This is a genomic window from Cereibacter ovatus, assembly GCF_900207575.1.
Taxonomy (GTDB): Bacteria; Pseudomonadota; Alphaproteobacteria; order Rhodobacterales; family Rhodobacteraceae; genus Cereibacter_A; species Cereibacter_A ovatus.
The window spans coordinates 41,372-59,459 of the sequence record NZ_OAOQ01000017.1 but is presented as its reverse complement, the minus strand read 5'-3'; the positions used below and the strand labels follow the sequence as shown (position 1 = coordinate 59,459).

15 protein-coding genes are annotated in these 18,088 nt (G+C 67.0%); 3 read left to right on the top strand and 12 right to left on the bottom strand.

The genetic code is table 11. The features are described from left to right. Nucleotides 1-34 precede the first annotated feature (34 nt). From CRO07_RS14825 to CRO07_RS14815, 3 genes are all read right to left on the bottom strand, one after another. Nucleotides 35-1,420, bottom strand: coding sequence for an MATE family efflux transporter (locus tag CRO07_RS14825; RefSeq protein ID WP_097031474.1), 1,386 nt, complete (start codon nucleotides 1,418-1,420; stop codon nucleotides 35-37). A gap of 176 nt (nucleotides 1,421-1,596) precedes the next feature. Next, complete coding sequence (ppk2, locus tag CRO07_RS14820) at nucleotides 1,597-2,589, bottom strand: polyphosphate kinase 2 (RefSeq protein WP_097031447.1); 993 nt, start codon at nucleotides 2,587-2,589, stop codon at nucleotides 1,597-1,599. A 243-nt stretch (nucleotides 2,590-2,832) separates the two neighbouring features. Continuing rightward, complete coding sequence (locus CRO07_RS14815) at nucleotides 2,833-4,554, bottom strand: LuxR C-terminal-related transcriptional regulator (RefSeq protein ID WP_235841028.1); 1,722 nt, start codon at nucleotides 4,552-4,554, stop codon at nucleotides 2,833-2,835. A gap of 151 nt (nucleotides 4,555-4,705) precedes the next feature. Between CRO07_RS14815 and CRO07_RS14810 the strand changes: the two genes are divergently transcribed. Continuing rightward, nucleotides 4,706-5,365: a glutathione S-transferase family protein gene (locus CRO07_RS14810; protein ID WP_097031445.1), complete on the top strand. Its 660-nt coding sequence runs from the start codon at nucleotides 4,706-4,708 to the stop codon at nucleotides 5,363-5,365. 95 nt (nucleotides 5,366-5,460) lie between these two features. Continuing rightward, complete coding sequence (gene parE, locus CRO07_RS14805) at nucleotides 5,461-7,416, top strand: DNA topoisomerase IV subunit B (RefSeq protein WP_097031444.1); 1,956 nt, start codon at nucleotides 5,461-5,463, stop codon at nucleotides 7,414-7,416. A gap of 71 nt (nucleotides 7,417-7,487) precedes the next feature. On the opposite strand, the gene CRO07_RS14800 is transcribed toward parE, so the two are convergent. Together CRO07_RS14800 and CRO07_RS14795 are read right to left on the bottom strand one after the other, a co-directional pair. Beyond that, nucleotides 7,488-8,171 carry an RES family NAD+ phosphorylase gene (locus tag CRO07_RS14800; RefSeq protein ID WP_097031443.1) on the bottom strand — a complete coding sequence of 228 codons (684 nt, stop codon included), beginning with the start codon at nucleotides 8,169-8,171 and terminating at the stop codon, nucleotides 7,488-7,490. Further along, the gene (locus CRO07_RS14795) at nucleotides 8,171-8,587 is read right to left on the bottom strand and encodes an MbcA/ParS/Xre antitoxin family protein (protein WP_097031442.1); all 417 of its coding nucleotides are present in this window, start codon (nucleotides 8,585-8,587) and stop codon (nucleotides 8,171-8,173) included. The genes CRO07_RS14800 and CRO07_RS14795 overlap by 1 nt, the downstream gene beginning before the upstream one ends. 296 nt (nucleotides 8,588-8,883) lie before the next feature. Between CRO07_RS14795 and CRO07_RS14790 the strand changes: the two genes are divergently transcribed. Further along, on the top strand, nucleotides 8,884-9,969 hold the full coding sequence (locus tag CRO07_RS14790) for a DUF475 domain-containing protein (RefSeq protein ID WP_097031441.1): 1,086 nt from the start codon (nucleotides 8,884-8,886) through the stop codon (nucleotides 9,967-9,969). Here the strand turns inward: CRO07_RS14790 and CRO07_RS18760 are convergent. The 7 genes from CRO07_RS18760 to ubiT all read right to left on the bottom strand — a co-directional run bounded on the left by CRO07_RS18760 (nucleotide 9,957) and on the right by ubiT (nucleotide 18,006). Continuing rightward, entirely contained in the window at nucleotides 9,957-10,118 is a 162-nt protein-coding gene (locus CRO07_RS18760; RefSeq protein WP_097031473.1) for a hypothetical protein, read from the bottom strand. The genes CRO07_RS14790 and CRO07_RS18760 overlap by 13 nt on opposite strands. 204 nt (nucleotides 10,119-10,322) lie before the next feature. Next, a complete protein-coding gene (locus CRO07_RS14780) occupies nucleotides 10,323-13,514 on the bottom strand; it encodes an efflux RND transporter permease subunit (RefSeq protein WP_097031440.1) in 3,192 nt (1,063 codons plus the stop codon). After that, the gene (locus tag CRO07_RS14775; RefSeq protein ID WP_097031439.1) at nucleotides 13,507-14,460 is read right to left on the bottom strand and encodes an efflux RND transporter periplasmic adaptor subunit; all 954 of its coding nucleotides are present in this window, start codon (nucleotides 14,458-14,460) and stop codon (nucleotides 13,507-13,509) included. Before CRO07_RS14775 ends, CRO07_RS14780 begins: the two co-directional genes overlap by 8 nt. A 90-nt stretch (nucleotides 14,461-14,550) precedes the next feature. Then, the gene (locus tag CRO07_RS14770; protein WP_097031438.1) at nucleotides 14,551-15,438 is read right to left on the bottom strand and encodes a cation diffusion facilitator family transporter; all 888 of its coding nucleotides are present in this window, start codon (nucleotides 15,436-15,438) and stop codon (nucleotides 14,551-14,553) included. Between the two features lie 160 nt (nucleotides 15,439-15,598). Beyond that, the gene (ubiV, locus tag CRO07_RS14765; RefSeq protein ID WP_097031437.1) at nucleotides 15,599-16,495 is read right to left on the bottom strand and encodes a ubiquinone anaerobic biosynthesis protein UbiV; all 897 of its coding nucleotides are present in this window, start codon (nucleotides 16,493-16,495) and stop codon (nucleotides 15,599-15,601) included. Between the two features lie 6 nt (nucleotides 16,496-16,501). Next, entirely contained in the window at nucleotides 16,502-17,482 is a 981-nt protein-coding gene (gene ubiU, locus CRO07_RS14760) for a ubiquinone anaerobic biosynthesis protein UbiU (RefSeq protein ID WP_097031436.1), read from the bottom strand. Further along, nucleotides 17,482-18,006 (bottom strand): ubiquinone anaerobic biosynthesis accessory factor UbiT, encoded by a 525-nt coding sequence (gene ubiT / locus CRO07_RS14755; protein WP_097031435.1) that lies wholly within the window; start codon nucleotides 18,004-18,006, stop codon nucleotides 17,482-17,484. The genes ubiU and ubiT overlap by 1 nt, the downstream gene beginning before the upstream one ends. Nucleotides 18,007-18,088: the final 82 nt, after the last annotated feature.

The window sequence follows — 18,088 nt, the reverse complement described above, 5'->3', positions numbered from 1 at the left end:
GGGGGGCTGTCTGCCCCCCTCGCCGCGATGCGGCTCACCCCCCGAGGATATTTGGGCCAGAATGAACGGGCGGGCGCGGGGCGCGAAGCCAGAACCGGATCATCAGAAGTGCGCCTGCGAGGGTGAGGCCGATCACGAGGCCGAGCCAGAGGCCGGGACCGCCGAGGCCGAGCGGGAAGGCCAGCAGGTAGCTGGTCGGGATGCCGACAAGCCAGTAGCTGATGGTGGCCAGTGCCATGGGCACGCGGGTATCGCGCAGGCCGCGCAAGAGGCCAAGCGCCATGACCTGCATTGCATCCGCCACCTGAAACAATGCGGCAAGGGCAAGGAGGATCGTGCCGAAGGCGATGATTTCCGCCGATTCCGGTTGGGAGAGGTCAAGGAAAAGCGCGATGATCTGCTGAGGGACGGTCAGGAACAGGGTGACAATCACAAAACAGACCGCCAGCGACAGGCCGATGGCCACGCGGGCGCCGTCGCGCAGGCCGCGGGGGTCGCCCGCGCCATCTGCATGGCCGGTGCGGATGGTGGCGGCGTTCGAGATCCCGACATGGACCATGAAGGCGAGGGCGGTGATTTCAAGGGCGATGCCGTGGGCGGCGAGCGGCACGGTGCCCAGCCAGCCCATCATCAGGGCGGCCGCCTGAAAGATGCTGCCCTCGGCCAGGCCAGTAAGGCCGATGGGCCAGCCCAGGGCGAAGACGCGGGCCAGGGCCGGCCAGTCGGGGCGCCAGAACCGCTGGAACAGGTGGAAGCGGCAGAGGGCGGGTTGGACCGCGGCATAGAGCGCAAGGGCCAGGAGAGACATGGTCTGCGCGGCGACCGAGGCGAGGGCCGCGCCGGTCACCCCCAGTTCCGGCGCGCCCCATTTGCCAAAGATCAGTGCCCAGTTCAGAACCGCATTCACCGCCACCGCGGCGAGCGTCGCCCAGAGCACGATCTGCGTTCTACCGAGCGCCGAGAAGGTGCTTTTCAGCACCATCACCAGCAGGGCGGGGATCATCCCCAGCCCGGCCACGCGCAGGTAATCCTGTGCCAGTGCCGCCACTTCGGGGTCTTGTCGCAGCGCCAGAAGCAGTGCGCCCGACCACCAGAACACCGGATAGGTCGCCGCCCCGAAGCCGATGGACAGCCAGAGACCCATGCGGGTGTCGCGGCGCACCTGCGCCTCGTCTCCCCGGCCCAGCGCCTCGGCGACCATGGGCATCACCGCCTGCGCGAACCCCGCGCCAAGGATGAAGGTGATGAAAAAGATCGAAGCGCCAAGGACGACCGAGGCCAGTTCGGTCACGCCATACCAGCCCAGCATCACCGTATCGGTCACATGCAGCGACATCTGCGCCAGATGGCTGCCGATCAGCGGCAGGCCCAGCGCAAGGATCGCCCGGACGTGGTCGGAAGTGCTTGAAGGCCGGGTCATGGCGCAGCCATAGCGCGGCCGGTGCCGGGCCACAAGCGGACGCGCGGCATCAGGGCCGACGCCCCCCCGGGCCAGCATCAGGATGCGGGCGGGCCGCGCCAGACGGGGCCGCAGGGGCGGATACCTCGGGCGGAGCCGGGGCTGCGTCGTGCCAGCCCCGGCCAACGGGCGGGCGATCAGGCCGGGCGCGGTTTGCGCAGGTCCGGCGGGGTGGCCGCGCCAAGGATGTTGTCGGACGCCCGGATCACCTGCGAGGCGCGGCCGACAATCAGCGGATCGGGGTGGCCCACCACATCGGGATCCTTGCCGGGATAGTCGATGGTCGACAGGAAATGCCGCATGCAGTTCAGCCGCGCCCGTTTCTTGTCGTTCGACTTCACGATCACCCAAGGCGCATCGGCGGTGTCGGTATAGAAGAACATCGCCTCTTTCGCCTCGGTGTAGTCGTCCCATTTGTCGAGGCTGGCCTTGTCGATCGGCGACAGTTTCCAGCGTTTCAGCGGGTCGGTCTCGCGTGCGAGGAACCGGGCGCGCTGCTCCTCGCGGGTGACAGAGAACCAGTATTTGTAAAGCCGGATGCCCGACCGGACCAGCATCCGTTCCAGTTCCGGCGCCTGACGCATGAATTCCAGATACTCGGCGGGGGTGCAGAAGCCCATCACCCGCTCGACGCCGGCGCGGTTATACCAGCTTCGGTCGAAGAACACGATTTCGCCGGTGGTCGGCAGATGCTCGATATACCGCTGGAAGAACCACTGGCCCTTCTCGCGGTCGGAGGGCTTGGTCAGGGCGACGACCCGGGCATAGCGCGGGTTCAGATGCTCCATGAACCGCTTGATCGTGCCGCCCTTGCCGGCGGCGTCGCGGCCTTCCATCAGGATGACGAACTTCTGGCCGGTGTCCTGCGCCCAGATCTGGACCTTCAGAAGCTCGGCCTGAAGTTTCGCCTTTTCGGATTCGTAGGCCGCGCGTCCCATGCGGCGGGCATAGGGATAGTGGCCGGTCTCGAACGCCTGCCGGATTGCATCGGGATTGATCGCCGGAAAGCGGCGCGGGCCATGCCCTTCGGATTCAGGTTCAGGACTGGCCTCGGCTGCGGGCAGCTCCGGCGACGAGTCCAGCGGGGGCGCTTCGGGCTGCACTTCGGGCGTCGTCAGGTCGTCGGGCATCGCGCTTTTCCTTCTCCGGCGTCAACCATGGCTAGGAACGGACGGGAAGGGATGCCTTGATCCGCATCAACTTGACGCAGGTCGCCAGCAAAGGAAATTCGGGGTGGCGACAGGCGCCACCCCTGAAAGGTCTGAAAATTGCTGCACGATCTATGCGCTTTCTTACAAAGGGTCTTGCGACCCGAGGGCTTCATAGCCGCAGGCGGAATCGCGCGCATACCCCATTCGAGGTAAAGCGTTACCTTAACCTAAATTAAAAGTTGAGGCGCTCTTGATGCGATCAATCAAAAGATCCCATTGCGCGACTGGCAGCAGCCGCCCACACGCAGGGATTGTTTCCACCCGGGCCGAGGCAAGCGAGGCCGCGACTTCGGCCACCAGCACCGGGGGCGCAATCGGATCCTCTGCCCCGTGAATCAGCAGGATCGGCACCTGGCAGGCCGCAAGATCCGGCTTCCAGTCGCGCGAGGCATCAAGCCGGGCGCGGGCAAAGGCATCATGGGCCAGAACGCTGCCCCCAAGGCAGACGGCCGAGCCGTGCAGCATCGCATCGCGCAGATCGGGGTCGCGCAGCGCCGCCCGGTCCGCGGCGCAGCCACCGGCCCCGATTAGCAGGAAATCCTCTTTGCCGCTGCGTCGAGCCTGCACGAAGGCGGCATGGATGATGAAGCTGAGCATCGGCATGGACTGCCGCACCGTTCGGTCAAGCAGCCGCCGCCAGCGTTCGACCGGCAGGCGCGGCAATTCGGGTGCGCCGGCAATGATGTCCGAGACCAGCCGGGGCCTGATCCGCGACAGCCCGACGGCAAAGCGCAGATCGCCGCCGATGGTCAGAACGGCCGTGCGCGACACGCCCAGATGATCAAGCAGCGCCGCCACATCCAGCGCCACCGCCCGCGTCAAGTCGGCGTCGGGGGCATGGGGATCGCTGCCGCCATAACCGGCGCGAATCGGGGCGATCGCCCGCAGGCCGCTGGCGCGGGCTGCGCGCTCGGCCGGGGCGGGCCAGCGCACCAGCCCGAAATCGCCATGCATGTAGACCAACGGCGTCCCCGCAGGATCGCCCCATTCCAGCCATTCAAGGCGGCGGCCGTCGGGCAGGATCAGGCTGCGGGTGGGCAGGTCTTCCAACTGTCCACGGCGGCGGGCAAGGCTCAGCTCGCCCGGGTGCGCGGTTCCCGCAAGATCCATCAGCCCCAGCACCATCCGCACCAGCCCGGATTGCGAATGGGTTTCGGTCTTGGACAGAATCGAGCGCATCTGCGTGCGCACCGTATCGACAGATCGGCCACGCGCGGCGGCGATCTCGCGGACCGGCAGACCCAGCACCAGCCCGCGCACGATCTCGACCTCGGCCCGGGTCAGCGCCAGCGTGTCCTGAAGCAGGACGTCGAAGCCGTCGGGCCAGACCGGCGCGGCGGACACGACCAGCGCCATCGGGCGGCCCTCGCGGCGGTCGACCGGGCTGATCCGCAGCACGATGGGCGTGCCCCCGCCCTGCGGGCGCAACCGGAGCGTCCCGGCAGACTCGGACCGGCGGGCGACACGGCGGATCGTCTCGGACAGCGTCACCACATCCACCGGATCGAACGGCAGCGCCGCCAGCGGCACATCGGCCGAGATGCCGAACGCCGCGGTCGCAGCGCCGTTGCAGTCGAAGATCCGGGCGATCCCGTCCGACAGGAAGGCAGCCGCGCGCGACACCGCATCCAGCGGCAACCGGCCATCGTCACCGGGCGCAAGCGGGGGAAGCTGATCCAGAAACCGCCGCGCCCGCGCCAGATGTCCGGCAAGATCCGCCGGATCTAAGGCCGGGCCCGCATCCAGACACCTCTCCCACAGGTCGGCCAGCGCAGGAAGGTGTTCCGGGTTCAGTGCAACCTCATAGATCAGATGCAGAAGTCCCTCGGCCATCCCCGTTTCGGGGAAGCCGGGCGCCATGCCATCCGTTTCCTGTCGCCGCATCCAGTGTCCGGTCTTTGTCGTTGCCGCGACAGTCCTGCCACAAGCCCCCGCCGCCGCCAATGCGGGATCCCCCGGAGCCGCCAGCGCCGCGGCCGGTCTTTTCCCCGGCCCCAAGGCGAACTAGACTTCGCCCCGACCGAAGGAGAAGACCATGCTGAAGATCTACGGCGTCTATCGCTCGCGGGCCTCGCGCCCGCTTTGGCTGCTGGGCGAACTGGGCCTGCCGTTCCAGCATGTGCCGGTGATTCAGGCCGGACGGCTGGCCGATGCCACGGCACCGGATGCGCCGCTGAACACCGCCTCGCCGGCCTATCTGGCGGTCAATCCGCTGGGCCAGATCCCCTGCATGGAAGAGGACGGGCTGACGCTGACCGAATCGCTGGCGATCACGCTGCATATCGCACGCCTTCACGGCGGCGCTCTGGGTCCGCGCACCGAGGCCGAGGATGCGCTGATGGTGAACTGGGCACTGTTCGCCGCCACCGCCATCGAAGGCCCCGCGCTTGAGATCCAGATGATCCAGCGCGCCGGCGGCGACATCACCCCCGAAGGTCAGGCCGCCATCGGCATCGCCGCCGAACGCCTGCGCCGCCCGTTCGCCCGGCTGGAACGGCACCTTGCCAGCGCCGATCACCTTGTGGGCGACCGCTTTACCGTGGCCGACCTGAACACGGCCGAGGTGGTGCGCTATGCCGAATCCCACCGCCCGCTGTTTGACGCCCATCCGGCGGTTGCGGCATGGCTGGACCGCTGCCAGTCGCGCCCAGCGTTTCGCCAGATGATGCAACACCGTCTGGCCGAGCCGGAATAAGCCGCCCCCCGGCCCTGCCGCCCCCAAGATCTTGCGCATCCCTGCCCCGGGATGCTCTACTGCTGCGTCAAACGCCCAGACAGAATCGAGCAGCCATGGCCAACGACCTTCTCTCCGGCCAGCCGGAAACCTATGACGCATCCTCGATCGAGGTGCTCGAAGGGCTGGAGCCGGTGCGCAAGCGCCCCGGCATGTATATCGGCGGCACCGACGAACGCGCGCTGCACCATCTGGTGGCCGAGGTGCTGGACAACTCGATGGACGAGGCGGTGGCCGGTCACGCCACCCGGATCGAGGTGGAACTGCACGCCGATCATTCGGTCACGATCCGCGATAACGGCCGCGGCATCCCGGTTGATCCGCATCCGAAATTCCCCGGAAAATCGGCGCTGGAGGTGATCCTGTGCACCCTGCACGCCGGCGGCAAGTTCTCGGGCAAGGCGTATCAGACGTCGGGCGGGTTGCATGGCGTGGGGGCCTCGGTGGTCAACGCGCTGTCGGACACGATGCGGGTCGAGGTGGCGCGCAACCGCGAGCTTTGGGTGCAAAGCTTTGCCCGCGGCATCGCGCAGGGGCCGGTGACGAAGGTCGGCCCCGCCCCGAACCGCCGCGGCACCACCGTCACCTTCCACCCCGATCCCGAGATTTTTGGCCATCTGCAATTCAAGCCCGCCCGCCTGATGAAGATGGCGCGGTCGAAGGCCTATTTGTTCTCGGGCGTGGAAATCCGCTGGAAATCCGCGATCCCCGATGGCGACACCCCGCAAGAGGCGGTGTTCCACTTTCCCGGCGGCCTTGGCGACTATCTGGCCGAACAGCTTTCGGGCGCCACGACCTATGCCGAAAAGCCCTTTGCCGGAAAGGTCGGCTTTCAGGAAAAGTTCGGCGTTCCCGGCTCGGTCGAATGGGCGATCAACTGGACGCCGGCGCGCGACGGCTTCATCCAGTCCTATTGCAACACCGTGCCGACCCCCGAAGGCGGCACGCATGAATCGGGCTTCTGGTCCGCGATCCTGAAGGGCATCCGCGCCTATGGCGATCTGGTGAAGAACCGCAAGGCCGACCAGATCACCCGTGACGACATGCTGGCGGGCGGCTGCGCGACCATCTCGGTCTTTATCCGCGAGCCGCAGTTCGTGGGCCAGACCAAGGACCGCCTTGCGACCGAGGAAGCGGCGAAACTTGTCGAAAACGCGGTGCGCGACCATTTCGACAACTGGCTGGCGGCGAACACGAAATCGGCCGGCGCGATCCTTGATTTCCTTGTGCTGCGCGCCGAGGAACGCCTGCGCCGCCGGCAGGAAAAGGAAACCCAGCGCAAATCGGCCACCAAGCGCCTGCGCCTGCCCGGCAAGCTGGTTGATTGTTCCGCAACTGCCCGCGACGGCACCGAACTGTTCATCGTCGAGGGCGACTCGGCCGGCGGATCGGCCAAGATGGCGCGGGATCGCACCACGCAGGCCCTGCTGCCCCTGCGCGGCAAGATCCTGAACGTGCTGGGTGCGGCCTCGGGCAAGATGGGCGCGAACGCCGAGATCAACGACCTGTGTCAGGCGCTGGGAACCGGCATGGGCACGCGCTTCAACATCGACGAACTGCGTTATGACAAGGTCATCATCATGACCGACGCCGATGTGGATGGCGCGCATATCGCATCGCTGCTGATGACGTTCTTCTTCACCCAGATGCGGCCGCTGATCGACCGCGGGCACCTGTATCTGGCCTGTCCGCCGCTTTACCGGCTGACGCAGGGGGCAAAGCGGCTTTACGTCGCCGACGATGCCGAAAAGGAACTGTGGCTGGCCAAGGGTCTGGGTGGCAAGGGCAAGATCGACGTGCAACGCTTCAAGGGTCTGGGCGAGATGGACGCCAAGGATCTGAAGGACACGACGATGAACCCGGCGACGCGCAAGCTGATCCGGGTGTCGATCGACGAGGACGAACCGGGCGAAACCGGCGATCTGGTGGAACGGCTGATGGGCAAGAAGCCCGAACTTCGGTTCCAGTATATTCAGGAAAACGCGCGTTTCGTGGAAGAACTGGACGTCTGACCCCGAACGATGTGCGGGGGGATGCCGGTCTGGCCGTCCCCCTGCCCTCCCCAAGGGCCGCCTGCTGCGCGCTACAATGCCAGCAACTCGCCGGTGGCAAGGTTGTGGATGCGCGAGACGCGGGCCCCGTCCCATTCGAACGCAAAGTGATCGCCCTGCACAGGGCTGCCCGCAACATCGGGCCAGAACAGCGCCACACAACACCCCGACCCCGCCCGGATGCTGGGATAAAGGATGCCCTGTGCGCCCTCGGCCCGCACCCGCGCGCCGAATTCCTGCGCGGCGCGGTAATCCTGCGGGTGCAGCAGATCGGTCTGGTGCGGCTCGACCACCTCAAGCTCGGCATCCAGCCAGCCCAGAATCTGGCGGAACTCGGACGCCCAGCCCGGCGCTTCGGCCGTGGCGGCCATGAAGCGGCCGTGGTGGTGGGCGACCTCGACCAAGGCCACCTCGAGACTGTCGGCGGCGTAGTAGATCCCGAAACTGCCATCGGTAAACCGGCTGGGCCGGTCCACCGAGACATGGGTAAAGGGCGCCATCGCGAAGGACGCCCCCGGCCCCGACACGCGCCGCGGCACCGGCACCAGATCCAGCCGACCAAGACTGTCGCGCAGCCGGGGGTTGGTCTTGGCCTCGGCCGAGGCGATCGCCTCCCAGTCCGCCGGATCGGCGATATCCTCGAACAGGTCGATCGGCGGAAAGCGCGAGCGGATGATCCGGTGAGTCCGGTTCCACACCACCCGTTGCCGCACCATCACCAGCCCCCGCGCTCGGCATCAAGGTAATCGCGAACCCGCATCAGATCGGTGATTTCGCCGCCCAGCATGACCTCCAGCGCGGTGGCACCGCCAAAGGCCGCGTTCGGCCGGCGCGGCCAGCCATAGGCGCGATCCGGTTCACGGAAGATCAGCCGCAGCGCCTTGTGTATCCCCATCAACACCGAAAGCCGCGTCTTCTGATCGCGCGAGATCCGCCCCGGCGCCCCCGCCTTCCAGCGCGCCCATGTCCGCGGCGACAACTCGCCCAGCAGCACAGCCGCCTCGCGGTCGGAAACATCCCACAGCCGGAACAGGTTGACCACCGCCCGCGCCATCGCCGCCGCCTCGGCATCGGTGATGCGGGCGGAACCGGGTGCGGCTGGCGTCTTTTCGGCGGGGCGAAGTGCGAACATGCGGGCTTCCTTTTGGCGTAAAGTAATGATCAACGCGCCATATGGCAAGGCTTTCACACGCGCCCCGGTTCAGCAGCCCTTGCGCGGGCGGGCCGGATGCGCATATTCCCGCCAGCCCTGCGACGGGCGATCATCGGTGTCCGGGCCCCTCTGGCGAAAGCATGCGGCGCTTTCGTGATGTCGGCACCTTCAGCGTCACTTGCCGCCGGGACGCGGTCTTCGACCATGTTGAACCAGCATACCATCACCTGCCCGGGCAAAGGCGCCCTGGGCACCCCCCTTGCAGAGACACGGCCATGACCGGAACCCCTGGAAAATCCACCCTGTCCTATTTCACCTGGGCCTTCGCCTTCACCGCCATCGGGCTTGCGCTTGGCGGCTTTCTGGGCTGGCAGACGACCGGCACATTCCAGGGCACTGCCACGATCTTCTTCATCTGCTGCGTGCTGGCGGTGCTGGAAATCTCGTTGTCGTTCGACAATGCCATCGTCAACGCCAACAAGCTGAAATCGATGACGCCCGAATGGCAGCACCGATTCCTGACCTGGGGCATCATCATCGCGGTGTTCGGGATGCGGATCGTGTTCCCGCTGTTGATCGTGGTGATCGCGGCGAAGATCGGCCCGTGGCAGGCGCTGGTCATGGCCGCAAGCCAGCCCGCGGAATACGCCCGGATCATGAACGAGGCACATCTGCCGATCGCGGCTTTCGGCGGCACCTTCCTGATGATGGTCGGCCTGACCTATTTCTTCGATCAGGAAAAGGACGTGCATTGGGTGCGCTGGATCGAGGAACAGGCCAGCCGCTATTCCTCGATCCGGGGGATCGAGGTGGCGGTGGTGCTGACGACCGTTCTGGCGTTTTCACGCCTGCTGGACGAGGCCGAGCAGCAGATGTTCGTGAATTCCGCGATTTTCGGGCTGCTGACCTTCCTGCTGGTCGAGGTGATCGGCGGGTTTCTGGATCACCGCCAGCAGGCGCTGGATGCCGCGGCCAAGGGCGGTTTCGGCGCGTTCCTGTATCTTGAGGTGCTGGACGCCTCGTTCTCGTTCGATGGCGTGATCGGGGCCTTTGCGCTGACACAGAACCTGTTTGTCATCGCCATCGGCCTTGGCATCGGCGCGATGTATGTCCGGTCCATGACCATCATGCTGGTCGAGCGCGGCACGCTGGCACAATACCGCTATCTGGAACATGGCGCGTTCTACGCGATCCTGATCCTGTCGGTCATCATGTATGTCCAGACGCTGACCCACATCCCCGAGGTCATCACCGGGCTGGGCGGCGCGGGGCTGATCGGCATCTCGCTCTGGTCGTCGATCCGCTGGAACCGGCGCAATCCCGACGGGGTGCCAGACGGTATGGCGGCTCAGAACCTGTAGGGGACGTGGCTTTCGGCGATGCGCAGCCGTTCCAACTCGTGTTCGGTGGGGCGGTGGCGCATCCAAGGCGCAGGCGCGGGGCGTGATGCGCGCCGGCCGCCGAAAAGCCCGATCAGACTGCGGACCGCGGTGGTTGTCAGGGTGGTCATTTTGACCTCGTTTCGTTGCTTCATCTGACCAAAGGCTGGTCGGTTTGGAAACGAGTCTCTTTGATGCCGATCAATGCCGCGGATGGGTGCGACGACTCGTCCTGTTCGGTGCGGGTGGGCAGCGCCGGGGGCTTTGCGCCCCCGGACCCCCGCAGGATATTTGTGCCAGAATGAATTATACGGGGCGCCGCAGGGTCTGTGCGGTCAGGTTCGGAACACCCGGTAGATGGCGGGGATCACCAGAACCGTCAGCAGGGTCGAACTCATCAGGCCGAAGAACAGCGAAATGGCGAGGCCCTGGAAGATCGGGTCGGCCAGGATCACCGCCGCACCGATCATCGCCGCCAGCGCCGTAAGCAGGATCGGTTTGAAGCGGATCGCGCCGGCGTCGAGCAGGACGGCGGGGGTGACGCGGCCGCCTTCGGCGTGGCGGATGAAATCCACCAGCAGGATCGAGTTGCGCACGATGATGCCCGCCAGCGCGATGAAGCCGATCATCGAGGTGGCCGAGAATGGCGCCGCGAACAGCCAGTGGCCGACCATGATGCCGAGGAAGGTCAGCGGCACCGGCGTCAGCACCACCAAGGGCAGGCGGAAGCTGCCGAACTGTGCCACGACAAGGATGTAGATCCCCAGAAGGGCCACGCCGAAGGCGCCGCCCATGTCGCGGAAGGTGACCCATGTCACCTCCCATTCGCCATCCCAGAGCAGTGTCGGCGTCGTGTCGTCCTGCGGTTGGCCGTGCAGCGAGATCACGGGTTTGGTTCCCTCGGGCCAGTCCATCGCATCCAGTGCGCGCTGGACGGCAAGCATGCCGTAAAGCGGCGCTTCGAACGTGCCGGCCAGTTCGGCCGTCACCATCTCGGCCGGGCGGCCGTTGTGGCGAAAGATCGGGAAGGAGGCGCGTTCTTCCGAGATCCGAACCACATCGCCCAGTTCCACCACGCCCCGCGCGCCGGGCAGAAGGTTGGCCGGGATCGGGGTGGACAGGAAGCGTTCGTCCAGCACCCGGTCGCCTCTGGGCCGGGCAAGCTGAATCGGGATCGGGTGGCGGCCCTCGGCCCGGTGGGAATAGCCCACCACCGTTTCGCCGTTCAGAAGCCGGATGGTGTCGAACACATCCGTCTCCTGCACCGCGAAGAAGTCGAGGTCATCGGGTTCGATGGTGGCGCGCAGGCGGGTGGGCGGTGTGCCGAAGCTGTCGTCGACATCGACGATGAAGGGCACGCTGTCGAAGGCCTGACGGATGCGGGCGGCGGTGTCGCGGCGGGCATCGGGGGTGGGGCCGTAGACTTCGGCCAGAAGTGTGGCGATCACCGGCGGGCCGGGCGGCGGTTCCACCGTTTTCAGCACCGTGCCGGGGGGCAGGGGCAGAGCCTTCAGCCGCTCTCGGATCTCCAGTGCGATGGCGTGGCTGGCGCGGTCGCGGTCCTGGCCGGGCACCAGGTTGACCTGGATGTCGCCTTCATTCGGGCGGCCGCGCAGGTAGTAGTGCCGGACGAGGCCGTTGAAGTTGAAGGGGGCTGCGGCCCCGGCATGGGTCTGGACCGAGACGACCTCGGGCAGGGTCAGCACCGCGCGGGCGGCATCCTGTGCCACGCGGTCGGTCTCCTCGACCGAGGCCCCTTCGGGCAGGTCGATCACCACCGCCAGTTCCGACTTGTTGTCGAAGGGCAGCAGTTTCACCGTCACATCCTGCGTATAGATCAGCCCGAGCGAGCCGAAGGACAGCACCACCGTCGCCAGCAGAAAGGCCAGCGCGCGGCGTCTGGTGTGCAGGATCGGGCGGGCCACGGCGAGGTAAAGCCGGCCAAGGCGGCCGCCGGGGGTGGCGTGATCCTCGCCATGAAGGGGGGCGCGGCCGGCGATTTTCAGCATCAGCCAGGGGGTGATGATGACGGCCACGAAGAAGGAAAACACCATCGCGGCCGAGGCATTGGCAGGGATGGGGCTCATGTAGGGGCCCATCAGGCCGGCGACGAACAGCATCGGCAGCAGGGCCGCGACCACGGTCAGCGTGGCGACGATGGTCGGGTTGCCGACCTCGGCCACCGCTTCGATGGCGGCCTGTGCGCGGGGTTTCGTGCGATCGAGGCCCCAGTGGCGGGCGATGTTCTCGATCACCACGATGGCATCGTCGACCAGAATCCCGATCGAGAAGATCAGCGCGAACAGCGACACCCGGTTCAGCGTGTAGCCCATCAGCCAGGCCGCAGCCAGCGTCAGCAGGATCGTGACCGGGATCACCACCGCCACCACCGCCGCCTCGCGCCAGCCGATGGCGACCCAGACCAGCGCGATGATCGAAAGCGTCGCAAGACCAAGGTGGAACAGCAGTTCGTTGGCCTTTTCGTTCGCCGTCTCGCCATAGTCGCGGGTGATGGTGACATTGATGCTGTCGGGGATCAGGCTGCCCTTCAGCGCCTGAACGCGGGCCAGCGCGGCCTCGCCCACCACCACGGCATTGGCGCCGGCGCGCTTGGCCAGCGCCAGCGTCACGGCGGGTGTGCGTGTCACGCTGCCATCGGCCGCGCGGGTGACATTGGCCACGATCGACTCGGCGCCGTCGGTGACGAGGTCCACGCTGGCGACATCGCCCAGATAGACCGGACGACCGTCGCGCGTGGTCAGAAGCAGGTTCGCGATTTCGGTCGGTGTGGTCAGCGTGCGCCCTGCGATCAGCGCCACCTGCTGGCCGTCCTGCCGCAGAAGGCCCGCATCCTGCGCAACATTGGCGCCGGCAAGCTTCGCGGCAAGCCCTTGCAGCGTCACGCCGTAAAGCGCCAGCCGTTCCGGGTCGGGCGCCACGCGGATCGCCTCGGGCACCTCGCCCACCAGATAGGTCAGGCCCACATCCTCGATCCGGGCCAGTTCGGTGCGCAATTCGCGCGCGACGCGGGTCAGATCGTTGGCCGAGACATCCGGCGCCACCGGCACCAGCGTCAGCGCAAGGATCGCCACATCGTCGATGCCGCGCCCGACGATCAGCGGTTCCGGGATGCCCGCGGGGATGCGGTCCATGTTGGCGCGCACCTTGTCATGCACGCGCAGGACGGCAGCATCGGACGAGGTGCCGACTTCGAACCGGGCGGTGACCATGGCCTGATCGTCTTCGGTCCGGGAATAGACATGTTCGACCCCGTCGATGGCCTTGACGATGGTTTCCAGCGGTTCGGTCACCAGCTTTACCGCATCTTCGGCCCGCAGCCCCGGGGCCTGAATGTGGATATCGACCATCGGCACCGAGATCTGGGGTTCTTCCTCGCGCGGCAGCGACACCAGCGCGATCAGCCCCACCGCCAGCGCGGCAAGGATGAACAGCGGCGTCAGCGACGAGCCGATGAAAGAGCGGGTGATCTGCCCGGCCAGTCCAAGGCGCGGCTGGCGGTCATTCATGGCCGCTCTCCAGTTCGTCGCCGGGACGCAGGCCGCTGAGCACCTCGACCATGGGCTGGCCGTCGATCACATGGCGGCCGCCCAGAACCACCGCACGCTCGGCCCCGCCGGCGCGGACGAAATCCAGCCCGCCGCGGAAACTGACAGCGGCTTCCGGCACCAGAAGCGCCTGACGCTGGCCCACCGGCAGACGCACCAGCACCCGGGCATCCACGAAGGCGTCGGGCAGGCCCGGCACTTCGACATCGGCGATGACCCGGCCGCCTTCGATCAGCGGGTAAAGCCGGGCAAGCCGCCCCGAGGTCGGCCCAGAGGCCCCTTCGATCACGATGGCATCGCCCTCGGCCAGCAGGGTGGCATGGCGTTCGGGCACCGCAAGGCGCAGGAAAAAGCCGCCGCCGCCGATGGTGGCCACCGCCTCGCCGGGCAGCACCACCGCGCCGGCGGCCACCGGCACCGTCAGCACCCGGCCCGTGATCGGCGCCAGCACCCGACCCTCGGCCGCCTGCTGTTCCAGCACCTGCCGTTCGGCATGGTTCGCGGCCAGCCGGCCGGTCAGCACCTGCACCTGCGTGCGCAGCGCATCGGCCTGCTGCGTGGTGGACACGCCGCGCGCCAGCAGATCGTTCACGCGCTGCAATTCGGTTTTCGCATTGGCCAGTTCCGCTTCCAGTGCCTCGCGCACGGCATCGATGGCGGCAAGCTGGAAGCCGATCTTTTCATCCACCACCTCGGCCAGCACCTGCCCCGCGCGGACCATGTCGCCTTCGGCCACCGACAGCGCGACCAGCGTGCCGCCAAGGCGCGACCGCGCCGGGATGCGGTCCTTCGCCTCGATCCGGCCATAGACCGCCTTCCAGTCTGTCACCGTGGTCAGGGCCAGCGGCTGGGCAAGGCTGGGCAGGGGCAAAAGCAGCAGAAGCGCCGCAAGGATCAGGCGGGTCATGGCTCGGGTCCGATACTGGGCCGCGGGCGGCCGCGTTATATTCATTCCGTCGAATATAACCATGCCCCCCGCGGATCAAGCCCGGCCGGGCTACAGCACCACGATTCCGTTGTGCTTGGCCTTGTGTTCGGGTTCGACATGGATGCTGACACGGCTGTGGGGCACCGCCGCATGCAGCGCCGCCTCGATCCGGTCGCAGATGTCATGGGCGGCGGCCACCGTGGTGGCGCCGGTGACGACAAGGTGAAAATCGATGAAGGTCACGCGGCCCGCATGGCGGGTGCGCAGGTCATGCGCCTCGACCGCGCCCACGGCCTCGGTCGAGATCACCTCGCGCACGCGGGCCAGTGTCTCGTCGGGCAGGGATTCGTCCATCAACCCGCTGACCGAGGCCGACATCACCTTCCACCCCGACCACAGCACGTTTACCGCCACCAGCGCCGCCAGCGCCGGGTCCAGCCAGTGCCAGCCGGTCAGGATCGCGGCCAACACCCCCAGCGTCACCCCCACAGACGAGACGACATCGGCCAGAAGATGCCGCCCGTCCGCCACCAGCGCCGGCGACAGAAGCCGCCGCCCGCCCGAAAGCAGCACCCAGCACCAGATGCCGTTCACGGCGGTCGCAACCGCATTGACCACCAGCCCGTCAAAGGGCGCAATCAGCGGCTTGGGGTCAAGAAAGGCCAGACTCGCCTCGCGCAGGATCAGCAGCGCCGCAATGACGATCATCACGCCTTCCAGCACCGCGCTAAGAAATTCCGCCTTGTGGTGGCCGTAGGGGTGGTTCGCATCGGCCGGAATAGCCGCCACCCGCACCGCGATCAGCGCGACCATGGCCGCAACCACGTTCACCGTGCTTTCCATCGCATCCGACAGCAGCGCGACCGATCCGGTCATCCACCACGCCAGCGTCTTCAGCCCCAGAACCAGCAGGCCCACAAGCAGGCTTCCCACAGCAAGCTTCACGGTCTGAGACATGCGAGGACTCCGGGTGGTCATGGCGGATGGTCATGGGCGGGCGGCGCAAGATGCAAATGGCGCCGGATGCAAAAGCGGCCGCCCTTGCAAGGCGGCCGCTTTATCAGCAACAGGCGGGATCAGGCAAGCCTTTGTTCCGCCTTGAGAATGTTTCGCAATCTCAGGCGTCGACCCATTCGGCGCCGGCGCGGGCGTGCAGATAGCCGTTGGCCAGTTGCCCGCCGGGGGCGACGGCGCGGGCGGCGGCCTCAAGCTCGTCGGTGCAGGCACCTGCTTTCAGCGCGGCATCGAAGGCGCGGGTCAGCGCCACCATGTCGCCAGTATGAGGCGACAGCCGCAACGAGGCGACATCGGCCTTCAGCAGCGCCGGGATCTCGCGGCCCGCGAAGGATGTGGCGCAGGACAGCGTCTGCACCCCGTTCACCGCCAGGAACTGCTCGCCGTCCAGCGTATCGACCTCGCGCCCGTCGGGGTCGGCGTTGCAGATGAACTGGCAGCTGTCCTTGATCCGGTCATGCAGCCGCGCATGGTAGCACCGCCCCGAAATCGCCAGCGGCTGGCGGCCAAAGCCCCAGACTTCGACCGCGACACCGCGTTCCTTGCCGGCACGGGCCAGCTTGGCGATCGACTCCATCGGCAGTTCGTTCGGCAGGCAGATCCGTGCCGCCCCGCGCGAGGCCAGCCAGTCCAGCGTGCCGATGTTATAGACGTTGATCAGCGGGCTGACCGAGAACGGCACACCCGCCGGAATATAGGCCAGCGCGGTCAGATCTGCGATCTCGATACCGGCGCCGGCGTCGATCAGTTCTTCCGTCAACTGCCGTTCGCGCTTCAGCGTGACCAGCGCAAGCGACGAGATCCACACCTCTTTGCCGGCGGCCTTCAGCCGGTCGACCGCGACCGGAATTTCCCCCTGCCAGAACGGCAGCCGCTTTGAACAGACGACCTCGCCCACCACGACGCGGGCGGCGGGGGATTCGTCGGCGATCTTCGCGTAGAAGTCGCGCACCTGCGAGGCTTCCCAGAAGAACAGGTTCGGTCCGATTGTCAGATCCATCGCCTTTTACCTCCAGGTCTTGGCATAGGCGCCGGTGGTGGTCGCCTGCCCCTCGGACAGCGCGGCCAGCGCGCCTTGCGGCATCGGCTGGCCCGCGGCCAGCGCATCCACGGCGGCGCGGAAGCTGCGCACCACCTGCGCGACATACGACCGCGACCGCTGGCGGCCCTCGATCTTCAGCGCGGTGACACCGGCTTTTGCCAGTTGCGGCAGGATGTCCTGCGCGTTCAGGCTGACCGCATCCTCGAAGATATGGCCCACCTGATCGCCCGAGGTGAAGCAGCCCTTGCACAGCGTCGGATAGGGGGCGGGCTGGTCCTTGCCAACGCGGTGGATGGTGAAATCGCCCAGACGCGCGGCCAGCTGATCGCCCTCTTCGACATATTCCACCTGCGCCGCGGGCGAGCAGACGCCGTTCATGTTGGGCGACTGGCCGGTGGCATAGGACGACAGCGAACAGCGCCCCTCGGCCATGACGCACAGGCCGCCGAACACGAAGACCTCGGTCTCGACGTCGGGGGTTTCCTTGTTGATCGCGGCGATCTCGGCCACGGTCAGCACGCGCGGCAGCACCACGCGCTTCACCCCGAATTCGCGGGCGTAGAAGTTGATGACATCGGCATTGGCCGCCGCCGCCTGCACCGACAGGTGCCGGCGCAGGTTCGGATGGTGCTTGGCGGCATGGGCCAGCAGCCCCATGTCGGCCAGAATCACCGCATCGGCGCCGGCGGCTTCGGCGGCGGCGATGTTGCGATGCCACAGCGTCTCGTCCCCCGCCCGCGGGAAGGTGTTGATCGCCACCAGAACATGCGCGCCATGCTTGTGGGCGAAGGCCACACCCTCGGCCAGTTCCTTGGGCGAGAAGTTCAGGCCGGGAAAGTTCCGCGCGTTGGTTTCATCGGCAAAGCCGCAATAGATCGAGTGGGCGCCGGCTTCCACAGCGGCGCGCAGCGCGGCAGGGGTGCCGGCGGGGCAGACGAGTTCCATCAGAGCACTCCGGAGGCGCGGCGAAGCGCCACGCCGGTTTGACGTTCGATGGCCGCGGCGACGGGCGCAAGCGCACGCGCAAGCGGCGGGGCCACATGCTGGATTTCCTCAAGCAGGTCCAGTTCGGCATTGTCGATGGCATTGCGCAGCGCCAGCGCCGCCGCCGTATCCCCCGCGATCACCAGATCGCGCGAGAAGAACAGCGCATCGCCATCCACCGCGCCATGCACCAGCGCCAGCAGCGCCGACAGTTTGCCCGCGATGCGGCAATCCGCACCCGAACCATCCCGCGCCAGCCGGATCTTCGGCTGGCCTGCGGGCAATGTGAGAATCATCACCACCGGCAGGTCGGTCGGGTCCAGCGCGAAACTTGCGTTCACATGGGTGCCGAGGCGGCTGACGATTTCGGGGTGGCGCGCTGCGATGCGGCGGGCGAGCAGCGTCAGCGCGACCGAAGCGGGGGGCTTCGGCAAAAGCCCCACCAGCCGCGAAAGCGGCGGGGCAAGCGTAGGCAGACTGGTCATGGCACACCTGTTCCGATCGGATCGGGGGACGCCTTAACATCCATGCCGCAGGCCCATATTGATATATGTCAAGCAATTGGCC

Coding starts and splice junctions, on each gene's coding strand:
- CRO07_RS14790 (WP_097031441.1), top strand. CDS start 8,884: ATGACCGGAACCCCTGGAAAATCCACCCTGTCCTATTTCACCTGGGCC.
- CRO07_RS18760 (WP_097031473.1), bottom strand. CDS start 10,118: ATGACCACCCTGACAACCACCGCGGTCCGCAGTCTGATCGGGCTTTTC.
- CRO07_RS14815 (WP_235841028.1), bottom strand. CDS start 4,554: ATGCGGCGACAGGAAACGGATGGCATGGCGCCCGGCTTCCCCGAAACG.
- CRO07_RS14800 (WP_097031443.1), bottom strand. CDS start 8,171: ATGGTGCGGCAACGGGTGGTGTGGAACCGGACTCACCGGATCATCCGC.
- CRO07_RS14825 (WP_097031474.1), bottom strand. CDS start 1,420: ATGACCCGGCCTTCAAGCACTTCCGACCACGTCCGGGCGATCCTTGCG.
- CRO07_RS14810 (WP_097031445.1), top strand. CDS start 4,706: ATGCTGAAGATCTACGGCGTCTATCGCTCGCGGGCCTCGCGCCCGCTT.
- ubiU (WP_097031436.1), bottom strand. CDS start 17,482: ATGGAACTCGTCTGCCCCGCCGGCACCCCTGCCGCGCTGCGCGCCGCT.
- CRO07_RS14795 (WP_097031442.1), bottom strand. CDS start 8,587: ATGTTCGCACTTCGCCCCGCCGAAAAGACGCCAGCCGCACCCGGTTCC.
- ppk2 (WP_097031447.1), bottom strand. CDS start 2,589: ATGCCCGACGACCTGACGACGCCCGAAGTGCAGCCCGAAGCGCCCCCG.
- CRO07_RS14780 (WP_097031440.1), bottom strand. CDS start 13,514: ATGAATGACCGCCAGCCGCGCCTTGGACTGGCCGGGCAGATCACCCGC.
- ubiV (WP_097031437.1), bottom strand. CDS start 16,495: ATGGATCTGACAATCGGACCGAACCTGTTCTTCTGGGAAGCCTCGCAG.
- CRO07_RS14770 (WP_097031438.1), bottom strand. CDS start 15,438: ATGTCTCAGACCGTGAAGCTTGCTGTGGGAAGCCTGCTTGTGGGCCTG.
- ubiT (WP_097031435.1), bottom strand. CDS start 18,006: ATGACCAGTCTGCCTACGCTTGCCCCGCCGCTTTCGCGGCTGGTGGGG.
- CRO07_RS14775 (WP_097031439.1), bottom strand. CDS start 14,460: ATGACCCGCCTGATCCTTGCGGCGCTTCTGCTGCTTTTGCCCCTGCCC.
- parE (WP_097031444.1), top strand. CDS start 5,461: ATGGCCAACGACCTTCTCTCCGGCCAGCCGGAAACCTATGACGCATCC.